Genomic DNA, 25976 nt, shown 5'->3' on the forward strand with positions numbered 1-25976 from the left:
CGGGTTCCGGCTATTTCGCTTTAGCGAACAGCGTCAGCATACGTGCGGACTCCAGCACAAGGGCATCACGACCGGCCTTGATGTATTTCCGGGAATCCACCACTGCAGGGTTGGCATCGAGGTACTCACGGACGGCGCGGGTAAAGAACCCGTTCAAATGTGTGGATATGTTGATCTTAGTCATACCCGCGCGGATAGCGGCTATGAGCATGTCATCCGTCACACCGGAGGAGCCATGGAGGACCAGTGGTTTTCCCACCGCAGTCTTCAGCCGGGTGATGAGATGGAGGTCCAGGGCGGCACTGCGCTCAGTCATGGCGTGCGAGGAGCCGACAGCAACGGCGAGCGCGTCCACGCCGGTTGCCTCAACGAATGCGTGGGCCTCGGCGGGATCCGTTCGGACACCGGGAGCGTGTGCGCCGTCCTTGCCACCCACTTTTCCAAGCTCTGCTTCAACGTATACGCCGCGCTGGTGAGCGTACTCGGCCACCCGTTGCGTGACCTCCACGTTCCACTCGTAGGGCAGATGCGCGCCGTCGTACATGACAGAGCCGAAACCAAGGTCCACGGCTGCAAGGGCGAGGTCTTCGGATTCTGCGTGGTCCAGGTGGAGGGCGACGGGCACTGCTGCGGATCGGGCGACTGCCAGGGCTGCCGAGGCAATGGGCTCAAGTCCGCCGTGGTACTTGGCGCAATTCTCGGAAATCTGCAGAATCAGCGGCACACCGGCAGCTTCCGCCCCTGCTACCAGGCCTTCGGCAGTTTCGATGTGGATGATGTTGAACGCGCCTTGGCCTATGCCCGTGGCGGCGGCCCTGTCCATGAGTTCCCGCGTGTTGACCAGGGTCACCGGGTCTCCTTCCATGTCACGATCAATTGGTCCTGAAGTTCCTGGTATCGCGGCGAGATTTCCCCGGCGGCAGGCATGAGCACGGCTGCAGCGGACCAGGCGGTGGCCCGGCGAAGAATCTCGCGGGGCTCGTTGATGCCTTCGGCAAGTGCGACGGCGGCAGCCGCCACACCGGCGTCGCCCGCCCCTGTGGGGTTGCCGCTGAGAGCTTTGGGCAGGCGGGCGCTCCAGTAGCCGCCCGGGGCGGCGTGGTCGAAAGCGAGCATCCCGTCCGCGCCTGCGCTGACGAGGACGGTGCGGGCTCCCATATCGATCAGCGCGAGGGCGGCTGCTTCAAGGCTGGGCTCCCCCGTCGCCTCGGCCAGCTCATGATGGTTGGGCTTGAGGATATCGGCGCCGGCTTTGGCTGCGGCGATGATACCGGGACCGGAGGTGTCGATGATGGCCGGGATGCCGGCGTCGTGGGCAAGGCGCACCAACTCCGGGTAGAAGTCAGCGGGAGCACCCGGCGGCAGGCTTCCCGAACCGACCAGTACCGACGCCGGCAGGTTTCGGTTTCCGCTCACGGCCTCAACTATCGCGATCCGGAGTGAGCGCCAATCGTCAGGCAGGAGTGCTTGGCCCTCTTCGTTGAAGATGGACGTTTCCCCTGCGACAGTGTCCACCAGGGCAATGCTGCGGCGCGTTTCAGCGGCTACTCCCACCAGGGTATGCGGCACACCGCTGGTCCACAGTTCGGCTGCGAGGGTCTGCCCTGCAGCCCCACCGGTGGGGGCAATGGCGAGGACCGGATAGCCGAGCTGGTGAGTGACGCGGGCTACGTTGATTCCCTTGCCGCCGGCACGACTCAGGGGTGTAGGAACGCGGTGGCTTGAACCTTCGGTGATCCCGTGGACGGTGTACGTCATGTCTATGGCCGGATTGGGAGTGACGGTAATAATACGATTCACATTGGCGCGCTTCATGGTGATTCCTCCAGGAGTGCCCGGGCGTTCAGCGCCGCCCCGAGCAAGCCGGCGTCCTGCCCCAGCTGGGCTCGGATGAGCTGTGGCCTGCGCTGGAAGTCGAGGATCCCGTCCACCCGTTTGCGGAGGGGTTCAAGCAGATCGTCGCCGGCTTCAGCAAGTCCTCCCCCAATCACCACGGCTTCCGTTCCGATGATGTTTACGCATTGGCAGACAGTGAAGGCAAGGGCATCAACGGCATCGGCCCAAACCCGGGCAGCAATCGCATCTCCTGCGCTTGCCCTGAGCAGTACGCCGCGTGCGCCGTTCACCCTGTTTCCCGAGGCACGATGGTAACGCTTGGCAATAGCCCCGGCAGAGCCCACTGCTTCGAGGATGGTAGAGCCTGGGCCTCCAGGGCCGGCGTCGGGGTCCGGAACCTGGGCGTGGCCGAGTTCACCGGCGAAGCCACCGGCGGTGACTGCTTTGCCGCCCGAGAAGACCGCGGCGGCGATGCCGGTACCCACCACCATCACCACAACGTCGTTGAACTCTTTGGACCCGCCAAAGCTGTGTTCCACGGCCGCAGCGGAACGGACATCGTGATCGAACGCAACGGGGATGCCAAGCCGCTTCTCAGCTTCTGCCGTGAACGGGAAGTTACGCCATCCGAGGTTGGCGGAGTAGATGCCCACTCCGGCTACGGAGTCCACTATTCCTGGGACGATAATTCCCGCCGCTTTGGCGGGGGCTTCCGGGAACTCCGAGGCCAGCTCGGCTTTAAGCTCAGCGAGTCTGTCCAGCACCGCTTCGCCGGGTCGGGCGGGGTCCAAAGGCGTTGGGACGCGGCGCATGCCCAGGACGATTCCCCGGGCGTCCACCAAACCGGCTTTGATGTCCGTCCCGCCGACGTCGAAGGAAAGGACCGGCGATCGTGCGGCTCCAAGAACCATGACCGGATGCCTAGGCGGAGGCGTCGAGAATAACGGAGCGCGTCAGGTTGCGGGGCAGGTCCGGATTCAGGCCTCGAACACGCGCGCGCTCCAGGGTTACCTTGTGGACGCGTGCCAGCTCAGCCAAGGGGTGCTTCTCAGTGTGGATGTAGAGGGCGCCGGTCACGGCCATGTCGTTCTCCAGGCCTTCGGGCTGGGTTCCGAACAACCAGGTGACCCGGCCAGGAGCTGCGATGGAGATGGGGCCGTGGCGGTACTCCATGGCCGGGTAGGACTCGGTCCAACCCTGCACGGCTTCGCGCATTTTCAAGCCGGCTTCGTGAGCCAGCCCCACCGTCCAGCCGGTGCCAAGGAAGGTGAATTGCTCGGCATCCAGGAGCTCCTGGGAAACGGGCGCAGTCACTGCATCACGGGCATCATCGATTGCCTGCTGCACATCAATACCGAGGCTGGTCAGCATGTACACCAGCGCCGTGGTGGCGAAACGGGTCTGCACCACCGAGCGCTCATCCGCGTATGGGAGGCCGATCACGGCGTCTGCCAGTTCGACGATCGGCGAGGAGGTGTCACCAATGATCGCGACCGTGGGGACGATCCCCTTCAACTCAGCCAGAATCTCCAGCACCTCAGTGGTGGTACCTGACCGCGTGATGGCCACAACGGCGTCGTACTGCCGATCGGCGCTGTTGCTGTTCAGGAAGGCCTCGGACGCGGCAAACGCATCGGTGACGCCCTTGCCGGCGGATTCGCGGGCAGCCGCATAACTCTGGGCCATGAACCATGACGTGCCACAGCCGATGACGGCGATACGCTTGCCGTCCGCCGGAAGCAGCTGTTCAGTGCGGGACTGCTCCACAGCACGTTGCCAAACCTCGGGTTGGGATACGAGCTCTTCTTCCATGAAGGCACCCAGTGTGTTCTCGCTCATCGTGTGTTCCGCTCCCGCTCAGCTAATGACGTTTTCTGATCTATAGAAACACTAAACGATCATTTTCGATCTCACAAGGATCATTCGGGTGATGAGACTCTTCACTATCTGCGCGCAATGGGCAGTGAGTCCGAGACCAAAAAAGAAGGGGCGGCGTTCCCACCGGAACACCGCCCCTCCCTTTGCCCTCAGACTGCCTGCACCCCGGCCCGCCACACCGAATGCGTCAACGGGATCCCGGGACGGTAAGCCAAGTGGGTGGCCGACGGAGCCCTCAACAGGTGCAGGTCCGCGCGATGTCCTACCGCGAGCGAACCCACCGCCCGTTCGCCGTCGACGTCGTTCCCGGACTCCCTGCCCAACGCCAAAGCGCCGCCGTACGTCGCCGCGCGGACGGCTTCGTGGACGCTCAAATGCATCTGAAGAACTGCGGTGGTCACGCAGAAAGCCATGGAACTCGTGTACGAGGTGCCCGGGTTGCAGTTGGCTGCCAGCGCAATCTGCACCCCGGCGTCGATCAGTTCACGGCCAGGAGCCAAGGGCTGACGGGTGGAAAGGTCACAAGCGGGAAGACACGTCGCCACGGTACCGCGCGTGCCCGTTCCGGCGGTTGCATTCCAGCCGGCCCACGTATCTGCGAGCGCCTGAACATCCTTGTCCGAGAGATAGTTCACGTGGTCCACGCTCGCGGCCCCGAACTCAACAGCCAGTGCCACCCCAGGTCCTTCCCCAAGCTGGTTACCGTGAACCCTCAGCCCCAAACCGGCATTGCGGGCAGCAGTGAGGACCCGGCGTGACTGATCCTCCGTGAACGCACCCCGCTCGCAGAACACATCAGCCCAGCGGACATGGGGCAGGACGGCGTCCAGCATGGGACCGCACACCAAGTCCGTGTACTCCTCGGGATCGGAGCCTTTCGGGACCAAGTGCGCGCCCAAGAAGGTGACCTCGTCCACTTCGGCTGCTGCGATGCGGGCGCTGCGGGCCTCGTTCTCCACGTCCAGCCCGTAGCCGGTCTTGCTCTCCAGATACGTAGTTCCTTGTGAGACCGCCTCGGCCACTCGATCCCGCACCAGTCGGGTAAGTTCGTCGTCGCTGACACTGCGCGTGGCGCCTGTGGTGATGGCGATTCCGCCGGCGCTGTAGCTTTCGCCGGCCATTCGGGCCTCGAACTCGGCGGTGCGGTCCCCTGCGAAAACGAGATGCGAGTGCGAATCCACCCAACCGGGCAGGACGGCGCGGCCGTCGGCGTCGATCCTTTCATCAGCTGACGGGGCGTCCTTGCTGGACCCCATCCACGCGATGCGCTCGCCTTCGAAGACGATCGCAGCGTCTTTGAGGACCCGATGTTCCAGGTCCTGGGTCATCAGTTCGCCGATGTTGGTAATCAGGGTGCTGGTCGGGTTGGTTACGCTCATGACCCTATTGTTCAGCGCCGGATGGACCAGCGCACGGCTGCCAACTGCTCTGCTGTCCGGGATTCCGGACTGTCGTCCCCCACCTCGCCGAGAATCAGTGAGGCCGCCAGTCCGGCAATGGCGGAAGACGTTTGGAAACCGTAGCCCCCTTGACCGGCGAGCCAGAAGAAGCCTGGCGCTTCGGCGTCGAAACCCACCACAGGGATTCCGTCCGCAGCTTCTGTCCGCAGGCCCGTCCAGGCTCGGTCCACGAAGCGGATTCCCAAGGTGGTCACAGTATTGAGCTTGCTGATCAGCTTCTCCACATCGCCGGGGTAGGGCTTGGCGTCCTCGGCTCCGCTGGGCACCGTTTCGGAAGGCGAAATCAACACTTGATGACCCTCGGCGCGGAAGTAGAACGTGTCGTCTGCGGCACAGACCATGGGGGTTTCGGGCGTCAACGGGTTCTCAACGTTCACGATCGCGGCGGTCCGTCGGTACGGTTGCAGTCCAAGCTTCTCCACGCCACTGATAACGGCCAGCTCGTCCGCCCAGGCACCTGCCGCGTTAACCACGACGCCGGACTGGAAGCTTTCGGTGCCCGCGCCCAGCAGCCAGCCACTCCCCAGCCGTTGGGCCGAGTGAACTTTGGCTCCGGTGACGATGTCCACGCCTGCAGCTTCCGCCGTCCGGCGGTGCTCCTTGAGCAACAGCGGGGCATTGCAGCCGAAGGAGCCGTTATCCAGTCCTGCAGCGGCGAACGCTTCCGGGTGAAGGGCCGGGCAGAGACGCATGGCTTCGTCATGGGAGATGGGGTGCATGTTGCCGCTTGCCTCGGCGCGCACGGTTTCTTCATCACCCACCAGCATGAAACCCCTTGGCGTGAGGATCGGAGTGGTTGCCTCCGCATCCCGGGCTGACAGCATTTCAAGGGTGCGGATGGTCAGCTCCTGGACCACGCCCGGACCGTAGCTGGGGATCAGCTGCCGGGCCGACCTTGAGGAAGTGTGGAAAGCAAGGGATTGCTCCGCCTCAACAAGGGCCACAGTGCACTTGCCTGCAAGCGCCGCAGCCAAGGAGAGCCCTCCAATGCCGCCGCCAACGATTACCACGTCATAATTCGAAGCCATGGGACCATCCTGACAGACCGGGCGCTCTCTCACATCCCGCGCCCTTGGGAGCGACGCTCGCTCACATCCCGCCTCGGAAACCCGCGGGACGTGAGAGAGCGTCCGGCGCAAACCCGCGGGACGTGAGAGAGCGTGGTTAGGCGACCGCGGCGCGACTCTTGACGAACGCCTGAACGCACGCTTCGACGTCGTCCGCGCTGTGTGCGGCGGAGAGCTGCACGCGGATCCGGGCTGCGCCCCTGGGCACCACAGGGAAGCTGAAGGCCGTGACGAAGACGCCGTTGTTGAGCATCTCGTCAGCCACCTTGGCAGCGACCACGGCGTCACCAAACATGACCGGGATGATGGCATGCTCGCCCTCGAGGAGTTCGAAGCCTTCTTCGCTCATGCGGCGGCGGAACAGTGCTGCGTTCTCAAAAAGACGTGTGCGGAGTTCGCCGGATTCCTGCACGAGTTCGATCGCCTTGATCGTGGCTGCAACGATGGCCGGGGCCAGGGAGTTGGAGAACAGGTAGGGCCTGGCCTTCTGGCGGAGCATCGCAACGATCTCGCCGCGGCCGGAAACGTAGCCACCCGAGGCGCCGCCAAGTGCCTTGCCGAACGTGCCGGTGTAGATGTCAACGCGCTCGGAAACGCCGGCGTGCTCAGGCGTACCGGCGCCGGTGGGGCCCATGAAGCCGACGGCATGGGAGTCATCCACCATGACCAGGGCATCGTGCTTCTCGGCGAGGTCGCAGATAGCTTCCAGCGGGGCCAGGTACCCGTCCATGGAAAACACGCCATCGGTGACGATGATCTTACGGCGGGACCCTTCGGCCTCTACCAGTTTGGCCTCGAGATCGGCCATGTCCTGGTTTGCGTAGCGGAAGCGCTTGGCCTTGCTGAGACGAATGCCATCGATGATGGAGGCGTGGTTCAAGGAGTCCGAAATGATGGCGTCTTCGGGACCGAACAGGGACTCGAAGACGCCGCCGTTGGCATCGAAGCAGCTGGAGAAGAGGATGGTGTCCTCGGTGCCCAGGAACGTGGAGACCCGGGTTTCAAGTTCCAAGTGCAGGTCCTGGGTACCGCAAATGAAGCGCACGGAGGCCATGCCGAAGCCGCGCTCGTCCATGGCGGACTTGGCGGCGGCAATGATCTCCGGGTGGTCTGCCAAACCCAGGTAGTTGTTGGCGCAGAAGTTCAGGACCTTGTTGGCAGGCTGCCCGAGTTGGCCCGCTGCGATGTGGCTGGCCTGCGGGGAGTCGATGTGCCGTTCGGTCTTGAAGAGTCCGGCGCTGCGGATCTCCTCCAATTCGCCCTGCAGTTGGTCTTTGATGGCTGAATACATGGGTGCTCCTAAAGTCGTGTGTGGGTCCGGGTGCCGCGTGGGTCTGGTTAGAGTTCAGTCCAGTCGAGGACAACTTTGCCGCCGGTCCCGTTGCGGGCGATCTCGAAGCCCTTCTCCCAGTCCTTTGCGGATAGCTTGTCGGTGACCACCGCGGAGATGCTGCGGTGTAGCACGGGGTTGGAGGACAGCATGGCACTCATGGCGTACCAGGTCTCGAACATTTCGCGGCCGTAGATGCCCTTGAGCGTGAGCATGTGCGTGACCACCTTGCCCCAGTCAATATCGATGGACTGGCTGGGAAGGCCGAGCATGGCAATGCGGCCGCCGTGGTTCATGTTGTCGATCATCTCAGGCAGTGCCGTGGGGTGTCCCGACATTTCCAGTCCGATGTCGAAGCCTTCGCGCATGCCCAGTTCCTGCTGCGCCTCACGAACACGCATCTTTGAGACGTCGACGGCGAGGTCAACACCCATCTGCCGGGCCAGTTCAAGGCGCGGAGCCGAGACGTCCGTGATCGCGATCTTGCGGGCACCGGCATGACGGGCGACGGCGATGGCCATCAGTCCGATGGGTCCGGCACCTGTAATGAGCACATCTTCGCCGACCAAGGGGAAGCTCAGTGCGGTGTGGACGGCGTTGCCGAAGGGATCGAAAATGGCGCCGAGTTCCGGGGTGACGGAGTCATCGTGGTGGACCCAGACGTTGGTTTCCGGGATCACGACGTATTCAGCAAAGGCACCGTCGCGCTGTACTCCCACAGAAACGGTGTGGATGCACATCTGGCGGCGTCCGGCGCGGCAGTTGCGGCAGATTCCGCATACCACGTGGCCTTCGCCGGAGACCCGGTCCCCTACCTTGACGTCGCGGACGTCCTCGCCGATTTCCACCACTTCGCCGTAGAACTCGTGCCCTGCGATGAGCGGCGCTTCGATGATCCCCTGGGCCCAGGCGTCCCAGCTTTGGATGTGGAGGTCGGTACCGCAAATGCCGGTGGTCATCACACGGATCTTGACGTCGTCAGGGCCCGATTCGGGCTCGGGACGGTCGACGAGTTCGAACCCTGCGTGGGGTCCGGATTTGTAGAGAGCCTTCATGGGATTCCTCACTGGCTGGGGCTGCTTCGCTGCTGCTGAGTCCATTAGAGCGCCGCCAACGATTTAGCACAACTAGATTCTTCTCAATCAACGATTTAGGATTTGCTAATGGAAATCCATCAGTTGCAGATGCTCCGTGAACTCGGCGACCTTGGCAGCGTCAAGGCGGTGGCCGAGACCTTGATGGTGACCCCCTCGGCCGTTTCCCAACAACTCGCCCTGCTGCAAAAGTCCGTGGATGTGCCGCTGACACGCAAGGAGGGCCGGGCTTTGGTATTGACCGACGCCGGCCGCGTGCTCGCCGAGGCAGGTGCCGCCGTCGTCAATGCCATGGCAGATGCCCGGGCCGCAATCGGCGCGTACCACGACGCGCCCGACGCGCCCGTGAGCGTCAGCGCCTTTCACAGCGCAGGCCAGGCCCTGTTCGCCCCGCTGGCTGCGTTGGCGGCACTCCTGGCGTCCGACGGCGGAAAGTCGCCTCGTCTGCGTCTCTCCGATGAGGATGTTGCCCAGGAGGATTTCCCGGGGTTGGCGGCCCGGTATGACCTGGTTCTGGCACACCGTATGGACAACAGCCCGCCCTGGCCGGAGGACAAGGTAGCGGTGATTCCTCTCGCCGACGAGCCTTTGGACATTGCGCTCCCGGGGGATCATCCGCTGGCAACCCGGCGCCAGCTGGAGCCCTACGACGTTGTGGATGAGCCTTGGGTGACCAGCCGGGACGGCTACTCCCCCGCAGACGTCCTTGCCGCCGTCGTAGCCGTGAGTGGGCGGCCGGCCGACGTCCTGCACCGCATCAACGACTACTCCACCGTTGCGGCGCTGGTTTCTGCCGGTGGTGCGATCGGGCTGCTGCCGCGCTTCACGGCGCGCCGGGTGCTGGACGCCGGGGTGGTCCTGCGTCCTCTGTCAGGTGTGAATTCGGTGCGCAAGATCGACATCCTCGCCCGACCCGAAACGCTCAAGCGGAAATCGGTCATGACGGTTTGCGAGTCACTTCAAACCGTCATGACCGAGCTTGTGGAGCTATCCGGGCCCCGCTGACCCGCACTTAGCCCGCATTTAGCCCGCATTTAGCCCTAATTTAGCCCGCAGTCCGGTCCGTCGCGGACCAGGGCGGGCTGGCCGGCGTCGAAGTACTCCACAAGCTCGACCGGGAGCTCTGGTACCTCGCGCGCCGAGCCGTCGCCCCGCAGGGATTCGGCGGCAAGAATCCCCGCCACCACAGCCTGTCGCGCTGCGATCGGGCTTGTCCGGGTCTGGCCGCCGTCGGACGCAAAGCGGAGGAATTCCTCGATCAAAACCGGGTCTGCACCCCCGTGGCCACCTTCGCCGTCCTTGATGGTGATGACATCATCCGGCGCGGCAAAGCCGGATGTCCGGCTGGTCCACAAGTTGATGGTTTCGCCCGGCCCGTCGCCGAGATTCTCGATCCGCCCTTTGGTCCCGATGACGGTGTAGTTGCGCCAGTAGTCCGGAGTGAAGTGGCACTGCTGGTAGGAAGCCAGGACGCCATTGTCCAGCACCATGTTCATCATGGAGATGTCCTCCACGTCGATCACCTCCGCCAGGTCCCTCTGCTCGGTGGGCGGCCAGTTGTCCAAGGAGAACCAGTCCCCCATGCGCTTGCCGGCGTTATTGCCGCGGTTGCCGACGTCGCCGTAGACCGCAAGATCGCCGACGGCGGCAACCCGCTTTGTGTAGCCGCCGGCAAGCCAGTGGATCACGTCGATGTCATGGGCACCTTTCTGAAGCAGCAGCGAGGTGACGTTTGCCCGCTGGGCATGCCAGTCCTTGAAGTAGTAATCGCCCCCGTGGCCCACGAAGTGCCGGCACCAGATCGCCTTGACCTCTCCAATCCTGCCGTCTTCGATGAGTTGGCGCATCTGTACTACAACCGGCATGTGCCGCATGTTGTGGCCCACGTACAGGCGGGTGCCGGTTTCGTAGGCCGTCGCCAGGATCCGGTCCGCGGCCTCCACTGTGATGTCCAGCGGCTTCTCACAGAAGGTGGGGATGCCTGCCCTAAGCGTTCGGACGGCGACGGCGGCGTGCTGGTTATCGGGGGTCAGGACCAGGACGGCGTCGATTCCGCTGGTCAGGAGCTCTTCAAGGTCCCCCGTGACACGGGCCGTGGGGATCCGTTCCGCGGCATCTGCCCGGCCACGTTCGCTGAGGTCACAGACGATGGTGACCTGTGAGCCCTGGCCAGGCTTGTGGGCATGCTTCCACAGCCCTGAACGCAGGCCGAAACCCACTATGCCGACCTTCAAATCCTTTTCCATGGTGTGCAATTTCCTTCTGCTGTTCTTAGTAAAGTCTGGTTGCGGCACTGCGGTGCGGCGCCGATTCGCGGACGAACAAGTGCCAGGGGAAGTCCAGGACGCCGGGCGCCTCCGGCTCTGTTTGTCCCGATGCCCGGTGAAGGAGCAGCCGGGCGAGTTTGTCGAAGAAGTCAACGGGACCAACGGTGCTCAGCGACGGTGACATCCGTTCCCCCTCAACGGTGTTACCCACACCGATGATGTCCACGTCCGCACCTACCGCCAGGCCAAGGCGTTGTGCGGCGTTGATGGCGCTGACCGCCGCGTAATCCGTGGTGGCGTAGATGGCAGTGGGCCGGTCACGCAAACTGAGTAGCCGGGTTGCGGCTGCGTAAGCCCCCGCGCTGGTGCCATCGAACAAGCCAACATAGGCCTCGCGTTTCTGGATTTGCGCATCCTCCAACGCCTCGGCATACGCCCGGTACCTGGTGCCGCCCGACGTTCCCGCAACTGATGCGGGGGTCAGGCAAGCAACCTTCCGGTGGCCGTGGAGCAGGTGCTCCACGGCCAGACGGCATCCGGGTCCGGCGATGGAACGGATGACGTCAAAGCCTTCCGGTTGCACCTCTTCATCAAAGACCACCAGTGTGGTTCCGTGCTCCGCGAGCTTGCGCAAGGCATCCCTCTGGTCAGGACGGACCGCGTCCACGAACACGGCATCGGCGTTGTGCGTACCGAGTACCTTGACCCAATCGGCGTCGCCCAGGATCATCGGCGTAATTCCCAAGGGGGCTGCAGCCTTCTGCACCGCCTCGATGACGGACAACGACCAAGGATCGGACAGCATGGTCAGCGACAGGATCACTGTGTTGGTCCGGCCGGTCCGGATAGCCCGGGCTGCCTGGTTGGGGCGGTAGCCAAGCTGCTCCGCAGCTGCCTTGACCTTTTCCGCCGTCGAATCCGACACTCCTGGTCCGCCATCGCCCCGGCGGCCCGACAAGACATAGGAAACCGTGGCTGTGGAGACGCCCGCCATTTCGGCCACCATACGGATGGTGGGCCTAACTCCGGTGTTGCTCGCTTTTGCCATGGTTCCCCCTGCTGTGTTCGTTGTCCATGCGCGTTGGTTCGATGTTGGTTTGAGGCTAGCTCCTGAATACGGGCACGTTCGGGTCCAACGCGGCCTGGTACTCATCGCGCATCTTGTCGCCGCCTTCGCTCTTCCAGCGCTTGACCGCATCCTTGAGTTCGTCGATCTTGGCGCGACCGGTGATGATGTCCACCACCTTGTCGCGCAGCTGCTTGGTGATCTTGGCGCCTACCTTGGCGTTGGTGTCCGAGTAGGAACCGTTGGTGGGGTTGCGCCACGCGAACTCGAGCAGCTTTTCTTCCTGCTGGCTGACGTACCGTGTGTCGTCGTCGAAGCCCGGGTTGAAAATGACGTTCTCCGGGCTGGACATGATGTTCAACGCCGAAACCAGGCCGGGCGCATTGGTGGCTCCCGTTTCGGTGCGGGCCGGGTTGCCCGAGGCGTCGATGGTGTAGTCCTGACCCAGCTCGCCGAAGTTCTTCTGCATGTATTCCACCGTGCCAAAGGGCGCGGACAGATAGTTGATCAGCGCCAGCAGTTCGCGGATTTTGCCCTCTTCGGCCTTTTTGAACGGGGTGAAGCCCACTGTTCCGTAACCCATGTCGTACACAGGTTTGACCTTGCCGTCGGCGCTGAAGGGGATCAATAAGTCGAACTGAGCGTCCTTGTTCAGGGCGCGATAGCTCCGGATATCGTGTGGACCCACCACAACCTGGGCCGCCACGCTGCCATTGGCTACGCGGGAACGGATGTCAGTTGCTTTGGAGTCGGGGTAAAAGACACCCGCCGCGAACATCTTTGCCGTGAACTCCACTCCGGCCAGGTATTCGTCGGTCTCGTACAGGTGCGTGAGGGTGCGGTCCTTATTGACAGCCCAGCTGTTCGGGGCACCGAACCAGCCGGTAACCATGTGGAGGGCGTTGATGTAGGCGGGTTCCAGCGCGTACTTCTGGTCGCCCGGGCGGGTGAGCTCCTTGGCCTTCTCCAGGAATTCATCTGCACTGCTCGCCTCGAAGCCGCCCACTTTGGCCCATATATCCTGGTTCCCAAGGTACACCTGGCCGAACGGCGTACTCGGGATGGGCGCACCCCAGATCTTGCCGTTCACGACGGCGGTCTTCCAGGAATCCGGCTTGAGTGCGGCCAGGTTGGGGTACTCAAGGACGGCGTCACCGGAGAGATACGGCGTCAGGTCCTGGAACTTGGCTTCCAGCATCGGCCCGACGTTGGGGATGCCCTGGTTCGGCGGAACCCACATCATGTCCGGGAGATCGTTACTGGCAAGGACGGTGGCGAACTTGGCCGGGTAGCCGTCTCCGATGTCTTCGGCAATCTGGAGCTCCAGGTCGCCACCGAGCTTCGCGTTGAGCCGCTGCCAGAAGGGGTTGTCCTTCAAGCCTGGGCTCATGGTCTCGAAGGTTTCGGTCAGGCCGGTCACCTTGCCCTTGAGCGGCGGTGTCTTGACGGACTGAACGGAAGTGGGCAGCTTGAAGTAGCCCGCTTGGAGGCCCTTGGCGTTACCAGCAATGTCCGGGGTAACGCCGGTGAATTCCTTGTAGGTGGGCAACTTCACCGAAGCGGAGGCAGCGGCGCCTCCGTTGCTCGTGGCTCCGCCTCCACCGCAGGCGGACAATCCTGCAGCGGTCACGGCCAGGCCTGCGAGGCCAAGGAAACCGCGGCGGCTGAATCCAGCCTGAGAGGTAGTGCTCGTCATGGCATAACCCTTTCTGCTTACTTGCATCATTTCTGAGGATTTCGAGTGCTTGGTCTTTTGAAAGCTGCGCTATCCCTTGACGGCGCCGGTGATCACACCCTTGGCAAAGTGCTTTTGGAGGAATGGGTAGACCATCAGGATGGGGACGAGCGCCACCACGACCACTGCCATTTGGATGGACTGCGGTGGCGGAGTGGTAGTGATTCCCAGCTGGTCGGCTGCGCCACTGCCTTGGACCACGAAGTTGCGGAGCAGCAACTGGATGGGCCATTTACTGTGGTCGTTGATATAGAGCAAGGCGTTAAAGAACGAGTTCCAGAAGCCGACCGCGTAGAACAGTCCGACGACGGCGATCACGGCTTTGGACAGCGGCATCACGATGCGCCACAGGATTTGCCAGTCGTTGGCGCCGTCGATCCTGGCGCTTTCGATCAGTTCGCCGGGGATGTTCATGAAGAACGAGCGCATGACCACGAAGTTGAAAGCTCCAAAGATTCCCGGGAGGATCAGCGACCACAGGGAGTCGAGCAGTCCAAGTTGGCGGATCATCAGGAACGACGGGATCAGTCCCGGCGCAAACAGGAGCGTAAACAGGACTGCGAGGATCACCGGCCGGCCAAACAAGACCGTGCGGCTGGTGGCGTAGGCCATGGTGATGGTCACGAACAGCGCCAGGATGGTGCCCACGGCAGTGATCAGCATGCTCACACCAAGAGACTGCAGCACCATGGGGCCTTTGAAGATGGTGGCGTAGGCCTCCAGCGTGGGACGTTCGGGCCAGAGAACGAAACCGCCGGCCTTCACGAGTTGTTCAGTGTCAGCCAAGGACGTCGAGACCACCAGCAGGATGGGTGTGAGGATGGACAGGCTGAACACGATCAGTACTACTGCCTTGATCGTTTGATACAGGGCGGAAGGCTTTTCCTTCCAGACCGGGCGCTTGGGGTTGTAGGTCAGCTCGCGGGATTTCCTAGTGAAAAGTGTTGTTGCCATGGGGTTCTCCTTGTGCAGCGGCGCGGGGGTCAGCGTGGCTTTCAGCGCACTTGTTTTGCGAAGATTCCGTCTTCGCCGAAGCGGTGGGCAAGTTTGTTGGCGCCGTAGATCAGCAGCGCGCTCACCACGCCCTTGGCGAGGCCGGCCGCTGCGCCCGAGCTCCAGCCGCCTCCCACTACGCCGGTGTAGTAGGTGAAGGTATCCAGCACTTCAGCAGCTCCGGCGCCTACTGCGTCGCGTTGCAAGATGAACTGCTCGAAACCGACCGAGAGAATATCCCCGATGCGCAGGATCAAGAGGAGCACGATCACAGGCCTCAACCCGGGGAGGGTGATGTGCCACATCCGGCGCCAGCGTCCGGCACCGTCCGCCGCCGCAGCTTCATAGAGCGACGCGTCAATGCTGGCCAGGGCTGCCAGGAAGATGATCATTGCCCAGCCCGCGTCTTTCCAGATCATCTGGATGACCACCATGACGGGGAAGGTTTCCGGGTTGGTCATGAAGGGAATGGGATCCATTCCCCAGTCACGCAGAAGGTTATTGACGAAGCCTGCCCCGCCCAGCATCTGCTGGAAGAACGCGATGACCAGTACCCAGGACAGGAAGTGCGGCAGGTAGGCGATGCTTTGGAAGATCCGCCGGACCCGGGTGCTGATCAGTGAGTCCACAATCAGGGCCAGCACCAGCGGCACGGGGAACAGGAAAACCAACTGCCAGGCGGCCAGGTACAGCGTGTTCCAGAACGCGTGGATGAAGTCCGGGTTGCCGAACAGGTCCACGAAGTTCTGCCAGCCGACCCAGAGGCTGTCTCCGATGCCGAGGTAGGGCTGGTAATCCTGGAACGCGATGACGTTGCCGAGGATGGGGATGTAAAAGAACAGCAGCAGAAAGGCGATACCCGGGAGCATCATGAGCAGCATCTGCTTGTCGCGACGCAGGCGGGAGCGGAAACTCTGTTGCTGGATCTTGTTCCTCTTCCGCTTTTTCAGGCCGGCTCCGGAGGCGTTTCCACCTGGCGGGCCCGGGACTCGGCGAGCTTCGGGCAATGCCGGAGCCTGTTCCGTCGTCGAGTTCATGTTGTCTCCTCAAGTGCTGAGCCTGAACCAGTAATGTGATTCGGGCCACGCTCGTTAACCGTTTAACAAACCATAAGTGACGTCCATCTCCATTGCAAGATGTTGATCGAAACTGAGCGTAGAAATCACTTTTCATCACTCACGGGTCGGCCAACTGGTACGCCCGGGACGCCGCGCCCCCTCCGCCGTGCGCATCCATAAGGACGGGGGCGCACGGCGGAAAAGGGTGCGCCACAGGAGTACGACGGGTGCGCACGGCGGAAAAGGGTGCGCCACAGGGGTACGACGGGGGCGCACGGCGGAAACGGGCGCCTGGGGCGCAACCGGGCGCGCTGGTGGTGCCTTTGAGAAACGGGTGCCTGGGGCGACAAGGAGTGCGTTGGGGGTGCCTTCGAGAAACGGCTGGCCCCGGGGAAAGGGCGAGCCGCACGTGGCGCCGCCTGAGTTCCACTCTCCCCGCACCCGTTCCCGCCGGTCGACCCCGTAAGGGCGGGCGCGCAGGGCGGAAAAGGGTGCGCCACAGGAGTACGACGGGTGCGCACGGCGGAAAAGGGTGCGCCACAGGGGTACGACGGGGGCGCACGGCGGAAAAGGGTGCGCCACAGGAGTACGACGGGTGCGCACGGCGGAAAAGGGTGCGCCACAGGAGCACGACGGGTGCGCACGGCGGAAAGGGCACCGCAACCGCTACAACCTCCGTGTGCGGAGTTCCAACACGCCGGAACCAGCCAGCGGCAGCCACGGCTTCAGGAGAGTAGCGGTCTAAACTACGGAAGCTCCAATTACTTAGGGCCGTGACCGCGTTTCAGTCCGTGGCCTTTGACTCCGCCAAAAGTTCGCCAGCCACAATCTTTGTCGCGGCCACGTTGTCGCCGTCCTTGGTGCCGCTGATTCTAACCGTGTCGCCGGCTTTGAGGTCTGCGACCGTGGCGGTTGGCAGCGAAGGCTTACCCCGGCCGTTCCTAAGCTGGGAAAGGTCGGCCGGAATCTTGGTGATCCGCGTCTCGGCGTTGATCAGATAGCGTTGCCTGAAGCCATCCTCGCTCGTCACAGTTGCTTCTGATGCGGTGACCGATTCGATGGTTCCTGACTGCGTGACAACCGTGCGGTAGGTCCCGTCCTGCTGCTTCACGACGTGCTCGCCATGGATAGCCTGCCCGCGCCCCTCGTTGATTTTGGCTTTCGCCGGAGCGGACGGACCGGGAGTAGCAGAAGAGCTCGACGGCGCTGGGCCGGGTTGGGTGCCCGCCCACACAGCGACCGCCCCGCCGCTGGTCAGTGCGACGGCGATCCCGCCGGCGATGAGGCCTTTCCGCAGGCCTGGTCTGAAAGTGGCCATGCATCCATTGTGCGCCCGTCGTTAAGAAAAAGTAGCTCGCAGTTGTGGTTGTTCTGAGCTCTCAAAACAACCACAACTGCAAGCTACTTGGGCATCAAACTGCGGGACTTAGCCCTCGACGCCGAGCTTCTCCAGGATGAGTTCGCGGACTCGTCCTGCGTCTGCCTGGCCACGGGTGGCCTTCATGACCCCACCGACAATTGCTCCAATGGCTTGGACCTTGCCGCCGCGGATCTTCTCAGCGACATCCGGCTGTGCTGCCAGTGCTGCGTCGATGGCTTCCAGGAGGGGACCGTCGTCGGACACAACTGCGAGGCCGCGCTTCTCGACGATCTCAGCCGGGGTGCCTTCGCCGGCGAGGACGCCGTCCAGGACCTGGGTGGCCATCTTGTTGTTGATCTTGCCGTCTTCAACCAGCTTGTTCAGCTCGACGATGACCTGCGGCGTGACACCGAGCTCGGAAGGATCGACGTCGGCAACCTTGGCGCGGCCCACGATCTCGCCCATCCACCACTTACGGGCAACGTCCGCGGACGCACCGGCCGCGATGGTTTCCTCGATGGAGTCCATGACGCCTGCGTTCACGACGTCGCGGAATTCCAGATCCGAGTAGCCCCAAGCTTCCTTGAGGCGCTTGCGGCGCTCGGCCGGCGGCTCGGGAAGGGTGGCGCGGAGTTCCTCAACCCACTCACGGGAGGCGACGACGGGCACCAGGTCCGGCTCCGGGAAGTAGCGGTAATCGTCGGCATCGGACTTGGGCCGGCCCGACGTCGTCGAACGCGTGTCCTCGTGCCAGTGCCGTGTCTCCTGGATCACCGGCTCGCCGGAATCCAAGACGGCGGCGTGGCGCTGGATCTCGTAACGGACGGCGTGCTCGACGGCGCGCAGCGAGTTCACGTTCTTGGTCTCCGAACGGATGCCGAACCGTTCCCGGCCGTGCGGACGCAAGGAAACGTTGGCGTCGCAACGGACGTTGCCGCGCTCCATCTTGGCGTCGGAAACGCCAAGGTTCTTCACGATCTCGCGGACTGCCGCGACGTACGCCTTGGCCAACTCAGGCGCACGGCTGCCGGCGCCCTCGATCGGCTTGGTGACGATTTCGACCAGCGGCACACCGGAACGGTTGTAGTCCACCAGCGAGTAGTCGGCACCCTGGATACGGCCCGCTGCGCCACCCATGTGGGTCAGCTTGCCGGCGTCCTCTTCCATGTGGGCGCGTTCGATCTCCACGCGGAAGACCGTGCCGTCCTCCAGCTCGATATCGAGGTAGCCGTCATATGCGATCGGTTCGTCGTACTGCGAGGTCTGGAAGTTCTTGGGGGTGTCCGGGTAGAAATAGTTTTTCCGGGCGAAGCGGCAGGACTCGGCGATCTTGCAGTTCAAGGCAAGGCCGATCTTGATGGAGGACTCCACCGCAGTCTTGTTCACCACCGGCAGGACGCCGGGCATGCCCAAGTCAACTTCGTTGACGTTGGTGTTCGGCTCGTCACCGAAAACATTCGGGGCAGAGGAGAACATCTTGGTCTTGGTGTTGAGCTCAACGTGGACCTCGAACCCCAGGACGGGATCGTACTTCTCCATGGCCTCTTCGAAGCTCAGGGTTGCATCGACGGACATTAGTTGGAACCTCCGGCGGTGTTGGAAACGGTGCCAAGAACGGGAGCCTGGGCAAGCATCGGGCCGCCCCACTTCTCTTCAAGGATGGATTCGAGGACAGCGCCCACGCGGTACAGGCGGGCATCCTGGCGGGCAGGAGCCAGCAGCTGGATGCCAACGGGCAGGCCGTCTTCGTCAGCAAGGCCACCGGGCAGGGACAGCCCCGGGATGCCGGCAAGGTTGGCGGGGATGGTTGCGACGTCGTTCAGGTACATCGCCAGTGGATCGTCCAGCTTCTCCCCCAGCTTGAACGCCGTGGTGGGCGCCGTGGGCGAGATCAGGACATCAGCCTTCGCGAAAGCGGCGTCGAAGTCACGCTGGATCAGCGTACGAACCTTCTGGGCGGAGCCATAGTAGGCGTCGTAGTAGCCGGCGCTCAAAGCGTAGGTACCGAGGATGATGCGGCGCTTTACTTCGTCGCCGAAGCCGGCGGCACGGGTAGCACCCATGACACGTTCGATGGTCATGGGGCCATCCTTGGGCAGGACGCGCATTCCGAAGCGGACGCCGTCGAACTTGGCCAGGTTGCTGGACACCTCGGACGGCATGATCAGGTAGTACGCACCCAGGGCGTACTTCAGGTTAGGGCAGGAAACCTCGACGATTTCCGCACCGGCATCCTTCAGCAGCTGAAGAGATTCGTTGAAACGGTTCTCGACGCCTGCCTGGTAACCCTCGCCGTGGAGTTCCTTGACGATACCGATCTTCATGCCGGCAACGTTGCCCACGCGGGCGGCAGCAACAAGGTCATTGAACGGGTCCGTCAGCGATGTGGAATCAAAGGGGTCGTGACCGCCGATGACTTCCTGCAACAGCGCCGAGTCCAGGACCGTGCGGGAAACAGGTCCGATCTGGTCCAGCGACGACGCCATGGCGATGGCACCGTAACGGGAAACAGCACCGTACGTCGGCTTCACGCCAACGGTGCCAGTGACGGCACCCGGCTGGCGGATCGAGCCACCGGTATCGGTGCCCAATGCCAGCGGCGCTTCGAAAGCGGCGACGGCGGCAGCGGAGCCACCGCCCGAACCGCCAGGAATCCGGTCCAGGTCCCACGGGTTGCGGGTGGGGCCATAAGCAGAGTGCTCAGTGGAGGAACCCATGGCGAATTCATCCAGGTTGGTCTTACCCAGGATGGGCATCTTTGCCGCGCGCAGCCTCTTCACCACGGTGGCGTCGTAGGGGCTGTGCCATCCCTCAAGGATCTTCGAACCCGCCGTCGTAGGCTGGCCGATGGTAACGATGAGGTCCTTCACCGCGATCGGCACACCAGCGAGGGCATGCAGCTCTTCAGCAGCGGAACCACCGGCCGCACGGGCAGCATCAACCTCGGCTGCAACAGCCAAAGCCTCTTCGCTGTTCACGTGCAGGAACGCATTAACCTGACCATCAACAAGGGCAATGCGGTCAAGGTGGGCCTGCGTCACCTCCACGGCGGTAACCTCGCGGGCGGCCAGCTTCGCAGCGAGATCGGCAGCGGAGTGGCGGATGAGTTCGTTCTTCAGCTCAGTCATAGTGTTTAGTCCTCATCCAGGATTGCCGGGACCTTGAAACGGTTCTCGTAAGCATCCGGAGCGCCGGACAACGCCTGCTCAGCCGTAAAGGTGTGGCCCACAACGTCCTCGCGGAACACATTGGTCAACGGAATCGGGTGCGACGTCGCCGGGACGTCCTCCCCCGCAGCTTCACTCACGCTCTTCACCGAATCCACAATGACAGCAAGCTCAACAGCCATCCTGTCCAGTTCTTCGGCACTCATTTCAATGTGAGCCAGACGCGCAAGATGCGCGACGTCGTCACGGTTGATCGCAGCCATGGATCTCCCCTGCAAAGTTCAAATGGTTTTCCGAACCAGTCTACTTGGCTTGTGTGTGCCGGTCAGACGCTACGCCCGGGAGCCATCCTCCGCGCTTTCGCAATTTGTCCCGCCAATAAACCCAAAAAGACAGCCGAGCGGACCATTCGCGCTCTGCTGTCTCGTTGGATTCGGGGGCGGTCAGCCGATGCCGATTGCTCCGGTCAGGACTCCCACGGCCAGCATGACAACCGAGATGACTGCCGTACGCCAGAGGACCTTCTTGTGGTGGTCGCCCAGGTCTACTTTGGCGAGGGAAACCAGCAGGAGGATGGCGGGCACCAGGGGGCTCTGCAGGTGGAACGGCTGCCCGGTGATGGACGCGCGGGCCATATCCACTGCGTCGACTCCGTAGAACGCTGCGGTTTCGGAAAGGACGGGCAGGACCCCGAAGTAGAAGGCATCGTTACTCATGAAGAACGTCATCGGGATGCTGAGCAGGCCTGTGATGACTGCCATGAACGGGCCCATTTCGGCAGGAATGATCTGGACCAGCCACTCGGACATTGCCTTGACCATGCCCGTGCCGTTGAGGACACCGGTGAGGACTGCGGCGGCCATGACCATGCTGACCACAGCGACGATGGACGGTGCGTGGGCGATCAGCTGCGCGCCTTGGTCCTTGACCTTGGGGAAGTTGACCAGCAGGGCGATCGCGGAGCCCACCATGAAGACGAACGGCAGCGGAACGATGTTGGCCACCAGGACCACCATGACTGCCACGGTCAGTCCAAGGTTGAACCAGAACAGCTTGGGTCGCAGAGTGGAACGGTTAGGGTCCAAGGCGGTGTCTGCCATGGCGGTGTCGTGCTCGTCCACCAGGGTGGCCGGGTCCTCAAGAACCGCGACGCCGGAACCTCCGCCGGTGCCGGGCTTGCCTACGGTGCGGCCAAAGCCGAAGCCGCCCTTACCTGAGCCCGAATGTGCGGCGACCGAACCGCCGCGGCCGCTGCCGCCGTCGAACGCTCCAGAAGGATCGGCGACGTCGCCCCAGATCTCGGGGGCGGTGGTGCGCAGACGGTTCCGCTCCTGAAGGCCCAGCAACCAAGCGAAGATCATGACCACGATGAGGCCTACGATCAGTGACGGGACCATGGGGACGAAAACGTCATTGATGTCAAGCTTCAAAGCGGTGGCTGCACGGGCGGTGGGGCCGCCCCACGGAAGGATGTTCATGGTGCCGTTGGCGAGGCCTGCCACGCAGGTGAGGACCACTGGGCTCATCTTGAGCCGCAGGTAGACCGGAAGCATGGCGGCCGTGGTGAGGATGAAGGTGGTGGATCCGTCGCCGTCCAAGGAGACCGCCGCCGCCAGGATGGCGGTGCCCAGGACAACCTTGGCGGGGTCGTTACCGAGCTTGCGCAGGATGAACTTCACCAGGGGGTCGAACAGTCCGACGTCGATCATCAAACCGAAGTAAATGATGGCGAACATCAGGAGCGCGGCCGTTGACGTCATGGACTTCATCGAGTCCATCACCATGTCTCCGATGCCGAGGCCCGCCCCGGCGAAGAGGCCGAACACGGTGGGGACGATGATCAGCGCCAGGACCGGCGTCAATTTTTTGGTCATGATCAGGACCATGAATACCGCAATCATTGCGAATCCAAGCAAAACCAGCACGGCCGGCTCCTTACTACTGTGAATGGCAACACGTCGATGTGATGCGCACTACAGACAATATGGTGGTGTCCGTCACGGGCAGGGGTTTCCGGGAATTGTTGGGAATACTGCTCGTTGCGAACGTTTTGCGCATTGTGCTCAGTGTTTCAATGGATCAGGAGGAAAGGAGCAAAGGTGCCGCGCAACAGCCGGGTCAGCATGCGTTTCTCCACCCAAACCCTTCTGCTCCAGCTGGGGGTGGTCCTGCTGGTAGTCCTGCTCAGCGGCACAGTCCACGCTTGGCTGGTGTATGAACGAATCGGCACCGAGGCCGAAAACCAGGCGCTCACGCTTGCCAGGACGGTCGCCGCGGATCCCGATATCCGGTCCGGCGTCCAAGCCATCAGCAAAGAGGAAGGGACGCCTCCCCCGGATGTCCTCGCCGGCGGAACCCTTCAAGCTGCGGCTGAAGCCGTACGAAAACGGACGGGAGCCTTGTTCGTCGTCATCACCGACGAAACGGGACTCAGACTTGCCCACCCGGAGACGGCACGGCTGGGTGAACGCGTCAGCACCGACCCCTCCGTGGCACTGGGCGGGCAGGAAATCACCACCCGCAACACGGGCACGCTGGGGCCCTCGGCCGGGGCGAAGGTTCCGGTGTACGCGCCAGAGAGCCTTGGCGGGATTGTGGGCGAGGTCAGCGTCGGCTATTCCGTTGAGTCGTTGAGTAACAGCCTTACCCGCGACATTATCCCTATTGCACTCACAGCTGGAGGCTCGTTGCTTGCCGGTGTGCTTGCCTCTTTCCTGCTCCGGCGCAGGCTGCAGCGGCTCACGCTCGGCTTGGAACCGGAAGAAATCAGCACGTTGGTCCACGACCAGGTTGCCGTGCTCCAAGGTGTGGACGACGGCGTGATCGGCATTGCCGCAGATGGACGTATCTCCGTATTCAACGCCGCCGCTGCACGACTCCTGGACATCCCTGATGCCACCGGCCAGGACTGGGCATCTGCATCCGTCCCCGAACAGCTCAAAAAACTCACCCGGCCGGCAGCCCGCGACGCCGAAGCCGTGGAAATCGTGGCTGGAGGGCGGGTCTTGGTCGCCAGCGCGCGCAAGGCCTGGCACCGCCAGGAGGATCTCGGCTGGGTTGTCATGCTGCGTGACCGCACGGAATTGCAGCAACTCACCCGACAACTCGACGCCGTAGGGACCATGTCCACGGCTCTCCGTGCACAGCGCCACGAATTCGCCAACCAACTGCACACCATTGCCGGTTTCATGAGCATCGGCCAGCACGATGCCGCCAAAGAGTATCTGGCCCGGATTTCGGCCACTGGCCCGCTGAAGTTCCCGGTGGAGCAGGCCGAACTGCTCCAAGACACATATCTTCAGGCGTTCGTTGGAGCAAAGGGCGTAGAGGCTTCGGAACGGGGCGTGGCTCTCCGCATCGGACCCGAAACTTTGGTTCGTGGACACGTGACCGATCCACAGGACGTCACCACAGTGCTCGGCAACCTGATCGATAACGCCGTGAGTGCCGCCGTCGCCGGCTCCTCAGCGGACCGTTGGGTGGAGATTGAGCTGCTGGACGACATCACCGGAAACGGAGGGACACTGCACATCCTGGTGGGCGATTCCGGCGACGGGTTGGGGAGCCTGGAACCTGAAGAGGTCTTCGCCGAAGGATTTACGACGTCGGAACAACCGGTACGCTCGGGGGCTGGACAAGGTTTGGGGCTGGCGCTGGTGCGGCAGCTTGCACGGCGACGTGGCGGCGATGTGCGCGTCCTGGAACGCGGCAGTCAAGGCGGTCCGGGCGCCGTGTTCATGGCGACCATCCCGGGCGTCATGGACTCTGCGGACCCTACAGGAACAGGCGCCGACTCAACGGTCAGGGAGGACAGCAATGGCTGAGGACTTGCGGGTATTGATCGTGGATGACGATTTCCACGTGGCAAGACTCCATGCAGCGTATGTGGATTCCGTGGCCGGTTTCATGGCCTTGGCTCCGGCGGGATCCGTAGCGCAAGCACTTCAGGCTATCCACAGCCTGCGTCCCGATCTGGTGCTGCTGGACGTGTACTTGCCGGACGGGTCCGGATTGGACCTGTTGGGTCAGCTGGACGTCGATGCCATCATGCTCACGGCTGCCTCGGACGCGCAATCCATCAAAGTGGCGCTACGGCGCGGCGCCTTGGGATACATGCTCAAACCGTTTACCGCCGAGTCACTTTCCCAACAGCTCCGGTCCTACGCGCGGTATCGGCGGATCCTGGCACAGCAGACTGCCGTTGACCAGACCACCATAGAACGTGCCAAGCGGTCCCTGATTCCCGGCGACGTCACGCCGTCAGCCAAGCCCCGCTCGGCAACCGAAGCCGCGGTCCTGGAATCCCTGCTGCCGGGCGAGCAGTACTCCGCCGCTGAGGTGGCGGAACGGGTTGGCGTTTCCCGGGCGACAGCGCAAAGGTACCTGTCTTCGCTCGCGGACGATGGCGCCGTCGAGATCCAACTGCGCTACGGAAGCACCGGCCGCCCGGAACACCGCTATGGCGTCCCCGGCTGACCCAAGCAGGCTACGCGGACTTCTGCGCTACGAGCTCGATCTCCACCAGCATCTCGGGATCGAGGAACGGCAGGACGTGAACCAGTGCGAGCGTGGGGCGGATCTCACCGAACACCTCACCGTGCGCACGGCCGGCATCTTCCCACTTGCTGATATCCGTCAGGTACAGCTTGGACTGAACGACGTCCTCGTAGGAGAACCCGGCGTCTTCGAGGACAGCGCCGAGCTTCTCAAGGATGTACTTGGTCTGCGAGTAGAAGTCATCGCCCACTATCGCCTGTTTACCATCAACAAGTCCGGAGGCAGCCGTGGCAGAAATGAAAAGTGTGTTGTCCACCTGGACTGCCCTGGAGTAACCCAGCGTCTGCTCCCAGACCGAACCCGTACCGAATGTCTTGCGCATGCCGCGCCTTTCCTGTCGCTTCCCGCGGTCCGGTGACCGCGTTTACGAAGGAAACTTTATGACTGCGGGAGGTCCAGCCGGTAAACGAACAGCTTTATGTCGGTGCCGGGAACGAACCAGTCGCGATGTGGTGCACGGTCAAAACCTGTGCGTGCATACAGGGCATTGGCGCTTTCCCATGTAGCCCCGGTGGTCAGGGACACGGCATTGATTCCGTCCATGGCCTTTGCTTGGTCGACGACGGCCTGCACCAACGCGCGTCCGGCACCGGAGCGCTGGACTGCCGGATCCACCACGAGGGTACGGAGTTCCAGTTCGTCGTCGAGGCCGATGTCGGAAAAGCCGCCACCTGCCGGTGCCGCCGTTACGGAGCCGATGACTTCGCCATTGCGCTCTGCCACCAGGATCTCTGCATGCTCTGCACGTCCGGCCACGTCCTGGAGCTTTTGCAGGTACGGGTGGTCGGCGTCGCCGTAGTACCCCGCAGTGACGTAGGAGTCCTGCGTTATCCGGGCAACGGCGTCGTAGTCTTCGGGCAGGGCGGGACGGACGGTAATCGGCGAAAGCACCTACCAATGGTAGTCGGGCGGGAGGCCCGAACCGCGCCGGAATGGCCTTTCCGTGATGGAGCTATCAGTCACGCCCGGAACGAACGACGCCGGATGGTTGACTCGCGCTGGTTTTCTCCCGCTCCGCTGGGCCGCCTTTTGTGTTGCCTCCCGTGGCGTCGAATTGAGCCGCGTTGCGTGCCGTGACCCACGGTTTCGTGCTGTTGCGGGGACATGT

Annotated in this window: 23 protein-coding genes; 3 read left to right on the plus strand and 20 right to left on the minus strand. The window is 63.0% G+C overall.

Annotation, left to right across the window (positions count from 1 at the left end):
* Nucleotides 1-10 precede the first annotated feature (10 nt).
* The 8 genes from ACLRGI_RS10505 to tdh form a co-directional block, all read right to left on the minus strand.
* The gene (locus ACLRGI_RS10505) at nucleotides 11-865 is read right to left on the minus strand and encodes a class II fructose-bisphosphate aldolase (protein WP_419201602.1); all 855 of its coding nucleotides are present in this window, start codon (nucleotides 863-865) and stop codon (nucleotides 11-13) included.
* Nucleotides 847-1815 (minus strand): 1-phosphofructokinase family hexose kinase, encoded by a 969-nt coding sequence (locus ACLRGI_RS10510; protein ID WP_419201603.1) that lies wholly within the window; start codon nucleotides 1813-1815, stop codon nucleotides 847-849. The genes ACLRGI_RS10505 and ACLRGI_RS10510 overlap by 19 nt, the downstream gene beginning before the upstream one ends.
* The gene (locus ACLRGI_RS10515) at nucleotides 1812-2747 is read right to left on the minus strand and encodes an ROK family protein (protein WP_419201604.1); all 936 of its coding nucleotides are present in this window, start codon (nucleotides 2745-2747) and stop codon (nucleotides 1812-1814) included. The genes ACLRGI_RS10510 and ACLRGI_RS10515 overlap by 4 nt, the downstream gene beginning before the upstream one ends.
* Nucleotides 2748-2757: 10 nt before the next feature.
* The gene (locus ACLRGI_RS10520; protein WP_419201605.1) at nucleotides 2758-3675 is read right to left on the minus strand and encodes an SIS domain-containing protein; all 918 of its coding nucleotides are present in this window, start codon (nucleotides 3673-3675) and stop codon (nucleotides 2758-2760) included.
* 188 nt (nucleotides 3676-3863) lie between these two features.
* A complete protein-coding gene (gene hutI / locus ACLRGI_RS10525) occupies nucleotides 3864-5093 on the minus strand; it encodes an imidazolonepropionase (protein WP_419201606.1) in 1230 nt (409 codons plus the stop codon).
* An 11-nt stretch (nucleotides 5094-5104) separates the two neighbouring features.
* Nucleotides 5105-6202, minus strand: a complete 1098-nt coding sequence (locus tag ACLRGI_RS10530) for an NAD(P)/FAD-dependent oxidoreductase (RefSeq protein WP_419201607.1) — start codon at nucleotides 6200-6202, stop codon at nucleotides 5105-5107.
* Between the two features lie 136 nt (nucleotides 6203-6338).
* A complete protein-coding gene (locus ACLRGI_RS10535; protein WP_419201608.1) occupies nucleotides 6339-7532 on the minus strand; it encodes a glycine C-acetyltransferase in 1194 nt (397 codons plus the stop codon).
* A 47-nt stretch (nucleotides 7533-7579) separates the two neighbouring features.
* Nucleotides 7580-8626, minus strand: coding sequence for an L-threonine 3-dehydrogenase (gene tdh, locus ACLRGI_RS10540; protein ID WP_419201609.1), 1047 nt, complete (start codon nucleotides 8624-8626; stop codon nucleotides 7580-7582).
* Nucleotides 8627-8734: 108 nt separating this feature from the next.
* Here tdh and ACLRGI_RS10545 point away from each other — a divergent pair, with 108 nt between their 5' ends.
* Nucleotides 8735-9670, plus strand: coding sequence for a LysR family transcriptional regulator (locus ACLRGI_RS10545; protein WP_419201610.1), 936 nt, complete (start codon nucleotides 8735-8737; stop codon nucleotides 9668-9670).
* A gap of 35 nt (nucleotides 9671-9705) precedes the next feature.
* Here the strand turns inward: ACLRGI_RS10545 and ACLRGI_RS10550 are convergent, their stop codons facing one another.
* The 10 genes from ACLRGI_RS10550 to ACLRGI_RS10595 all read right to left on the minus strand — a co-directional run bounded on the left by ACLRGI_RS10550 (nucleotide 9706) and on the right by ACLRGI_RS10595 (nucleotide 22236).
* A complete protein-coding gene (locus ACLRGI_RS10550) occupies nucleotides 9706-10920 on the minus strand; it encodes a Gfo/Idh/MocA family protein (protein ID WP_419201611.1) in 1215 nt (404 codons plus the stop codon).
* Between the two features lie 16 nt (nucleotides 10921-10936).
* On the minus strand, nucleotides 10937-11980 hold the full coding sequence (locus tag ACLRGI_RS10555) for a LacI family DNA-binding transcriptional regulator (protein WP_419201612.1): 1044 nt from the start codon (nucleotides 11978-11980) through the stop codon (nucleotides 10937-10939).
* 55 nt (nucleotides 11981-12035) lie between these two features.
* Entirely contained in the window at nucleotides 12036-13694 is a 1659-nt protein-coding gene (locus ACLRGI_RS10560) for a type 2 periplasmic-binding domain-containing protein (protein ID WP_419201613.1), read from the minus strand.
* Nucleotides 13695-13763: 69 nt separating this feature from the next.
* Complete coding sequence (locus ACLRGI_RS10565; RefSeq protein WP_419201614.1) at nucleotides 13764-14687, minus strand: carbohydrate ABC transporter permease; 924 nt, start codon at nucleotides 14685-14687, stop codon at nucleotides 13764-13766.
* A 41-nt stretch (nucleotides 14688-14728) separates the two neighbouring features.
* Nucleotides 14729-15763, minus strand: a complete 1035-nt coding sequence (locus ACLRGI_RS10570; RefSeq protein ID WP_419201615.1) for an ABC transporter permease — start codon at nucleotides 15761-15763, stop codon at nucleotides 14729-14731.
* Nucleotides 15764-16568: 805 nt separating this feature from the next.
* Entirely contained in the window at nucleotides 16569-17102 is a 534-nt protein-coding gene (locus tag ACLRGI_RS10575) for a DUF5666 domain-containing protein (RefSeq protein ID WP_419201616.1), read from the minus strand.
* A 108-nt stretch (nucleotides 17103-17210) separates the two neighbouring features.
* Nucleotides 17211-18719 (minus strand): Asp-tRNA(Asn)/Glu-tRNA(Gln) amidotransferase subunit GatB, encoded by a 1509-nt coding sequence (gene gatB / locus ACLRGI_RS10580; RefSeq protein WP_089594286.1) that lies wholly within the window; start codon nucleotides 18717-18719, stop codon nucleotides 17211-17213.
* Entirely contained in the window at nucleotides 18719-20272 is a 1554-nt protein-coding gene (gene gatA, locus ACLRGI_RS10585) for an Asp-tRNA(Asn)/Glu-tRNA(Gln) amidotransferase subunit GatA (protein WP_419201617.1), read from the minus strand. The genes gatB and gatA overlap by 1 nt, the downstream gene beginning before the upstream one ends.
* A 5-nt stretch (nucleotides 20273-20277) precedes the next feature.
* The gene (gatC, locus tag ACLRGI_RS10590; RefSeq protein ID WP_017199363.1) at nucleotides 20278-20574 is read right to left on the minus strand and encodes an Asp-tRNA(Asn)/Glu-tRNA(Gln) amidotransferase subunit GatC; all 297 of its coding nucleotides are present in this window, start codon (nucleotides 20572-20574) and stop codon (nucleotides 20278-20280) included.
* A 180-nt stretch (nucleotides 20575-20754) separates the two neighbouring features.
* Complete coding sequence (locus tag ACLRGI_RS10595; RefSeq protein ID WP_419201618.1) at nucleotides 20755-22236, minus strand: CitMHS family transporter; 1482 nt, start codon at nucleotides 22234-22236, stop codon at nucleotides 20755-20757.
* 198 nt (nucleotides 22237-22434) lie between these two features.
* Between ACLRGI_RS10595 and ACLRGI_RS10600 the strand changes: the two genes are divergently transcribed.
* Nucleotides 22435-24135, plus strand: coding sequence for a sensor histidine kinase (locus tag ACLRGI_RS10600; protein WP_419201783.1), 1701 nt, complete (start codon nucleotides 22435-22437; stop codon nucleotides 24133-24135).
* Nucleotides 24128-24787, plus strand: a complete 660-nt coding sequence (locus ACLRGI_RS10605; protein ID WP_419201619.1) for a response regulator — start codon at nucleotides 24128-24130, stop codon at nucleotides 24785-24787. Before ACLRGI_RS10600 ends, ACLRGI_RS10605 begins: the two co-directional genes overlap by 8 nt.
* A 10-nt stretch (nucleotides 24788-24797) precedes the next feature.
* Here ACLRGI_RS10605 and ACLRGI_RS10610 read toward each other — a convergent pair whose 3' ends face one another.
* Both ACLRGI_RS10610 and ACLRGI_RS10615 read right to left on the minus strand, forming a co-directional pair.
* Nucleotides 24798-25190: a RidA family protein gene (locus tag ACLRGI_RS10610; RefSeq protein WP_402939761.1), complete on the minus strand. Its 393-nt coding sequence runs from the start codon at nucleotides 25188-25190 to the stop codon at nucleotides 24798-24800.
* A 56-nt stretch (nucleotides 25191-25246) separates the two neighbouring features.
* Nucleotides 25247-25759: a GNAT family N-acetyltransferase gene (locus tag ACLRGI_RS10615; protein ID WP_419201620.1), complete on the minus strand. Its 513-nt coding sequence runs from the start codon at nucleotides 25757-25759 to the stop codon at nucleotides 25247-25249.
* Between the last annotated feature and the right edge of the window lie 217 nt (nucleotides 25760-25976).

This window comes from Paenarthrobacter sp. PPS72, from assembly GCF_048537125.1.
GTDB classification, from domain to species: domain Bacteria; phylum Actinomycetota; class Actinomycetes; order Actinomycetales; family Micrococcaceae; genus Arthrobacter; species Arthrobacter nitroguajacolicus_E.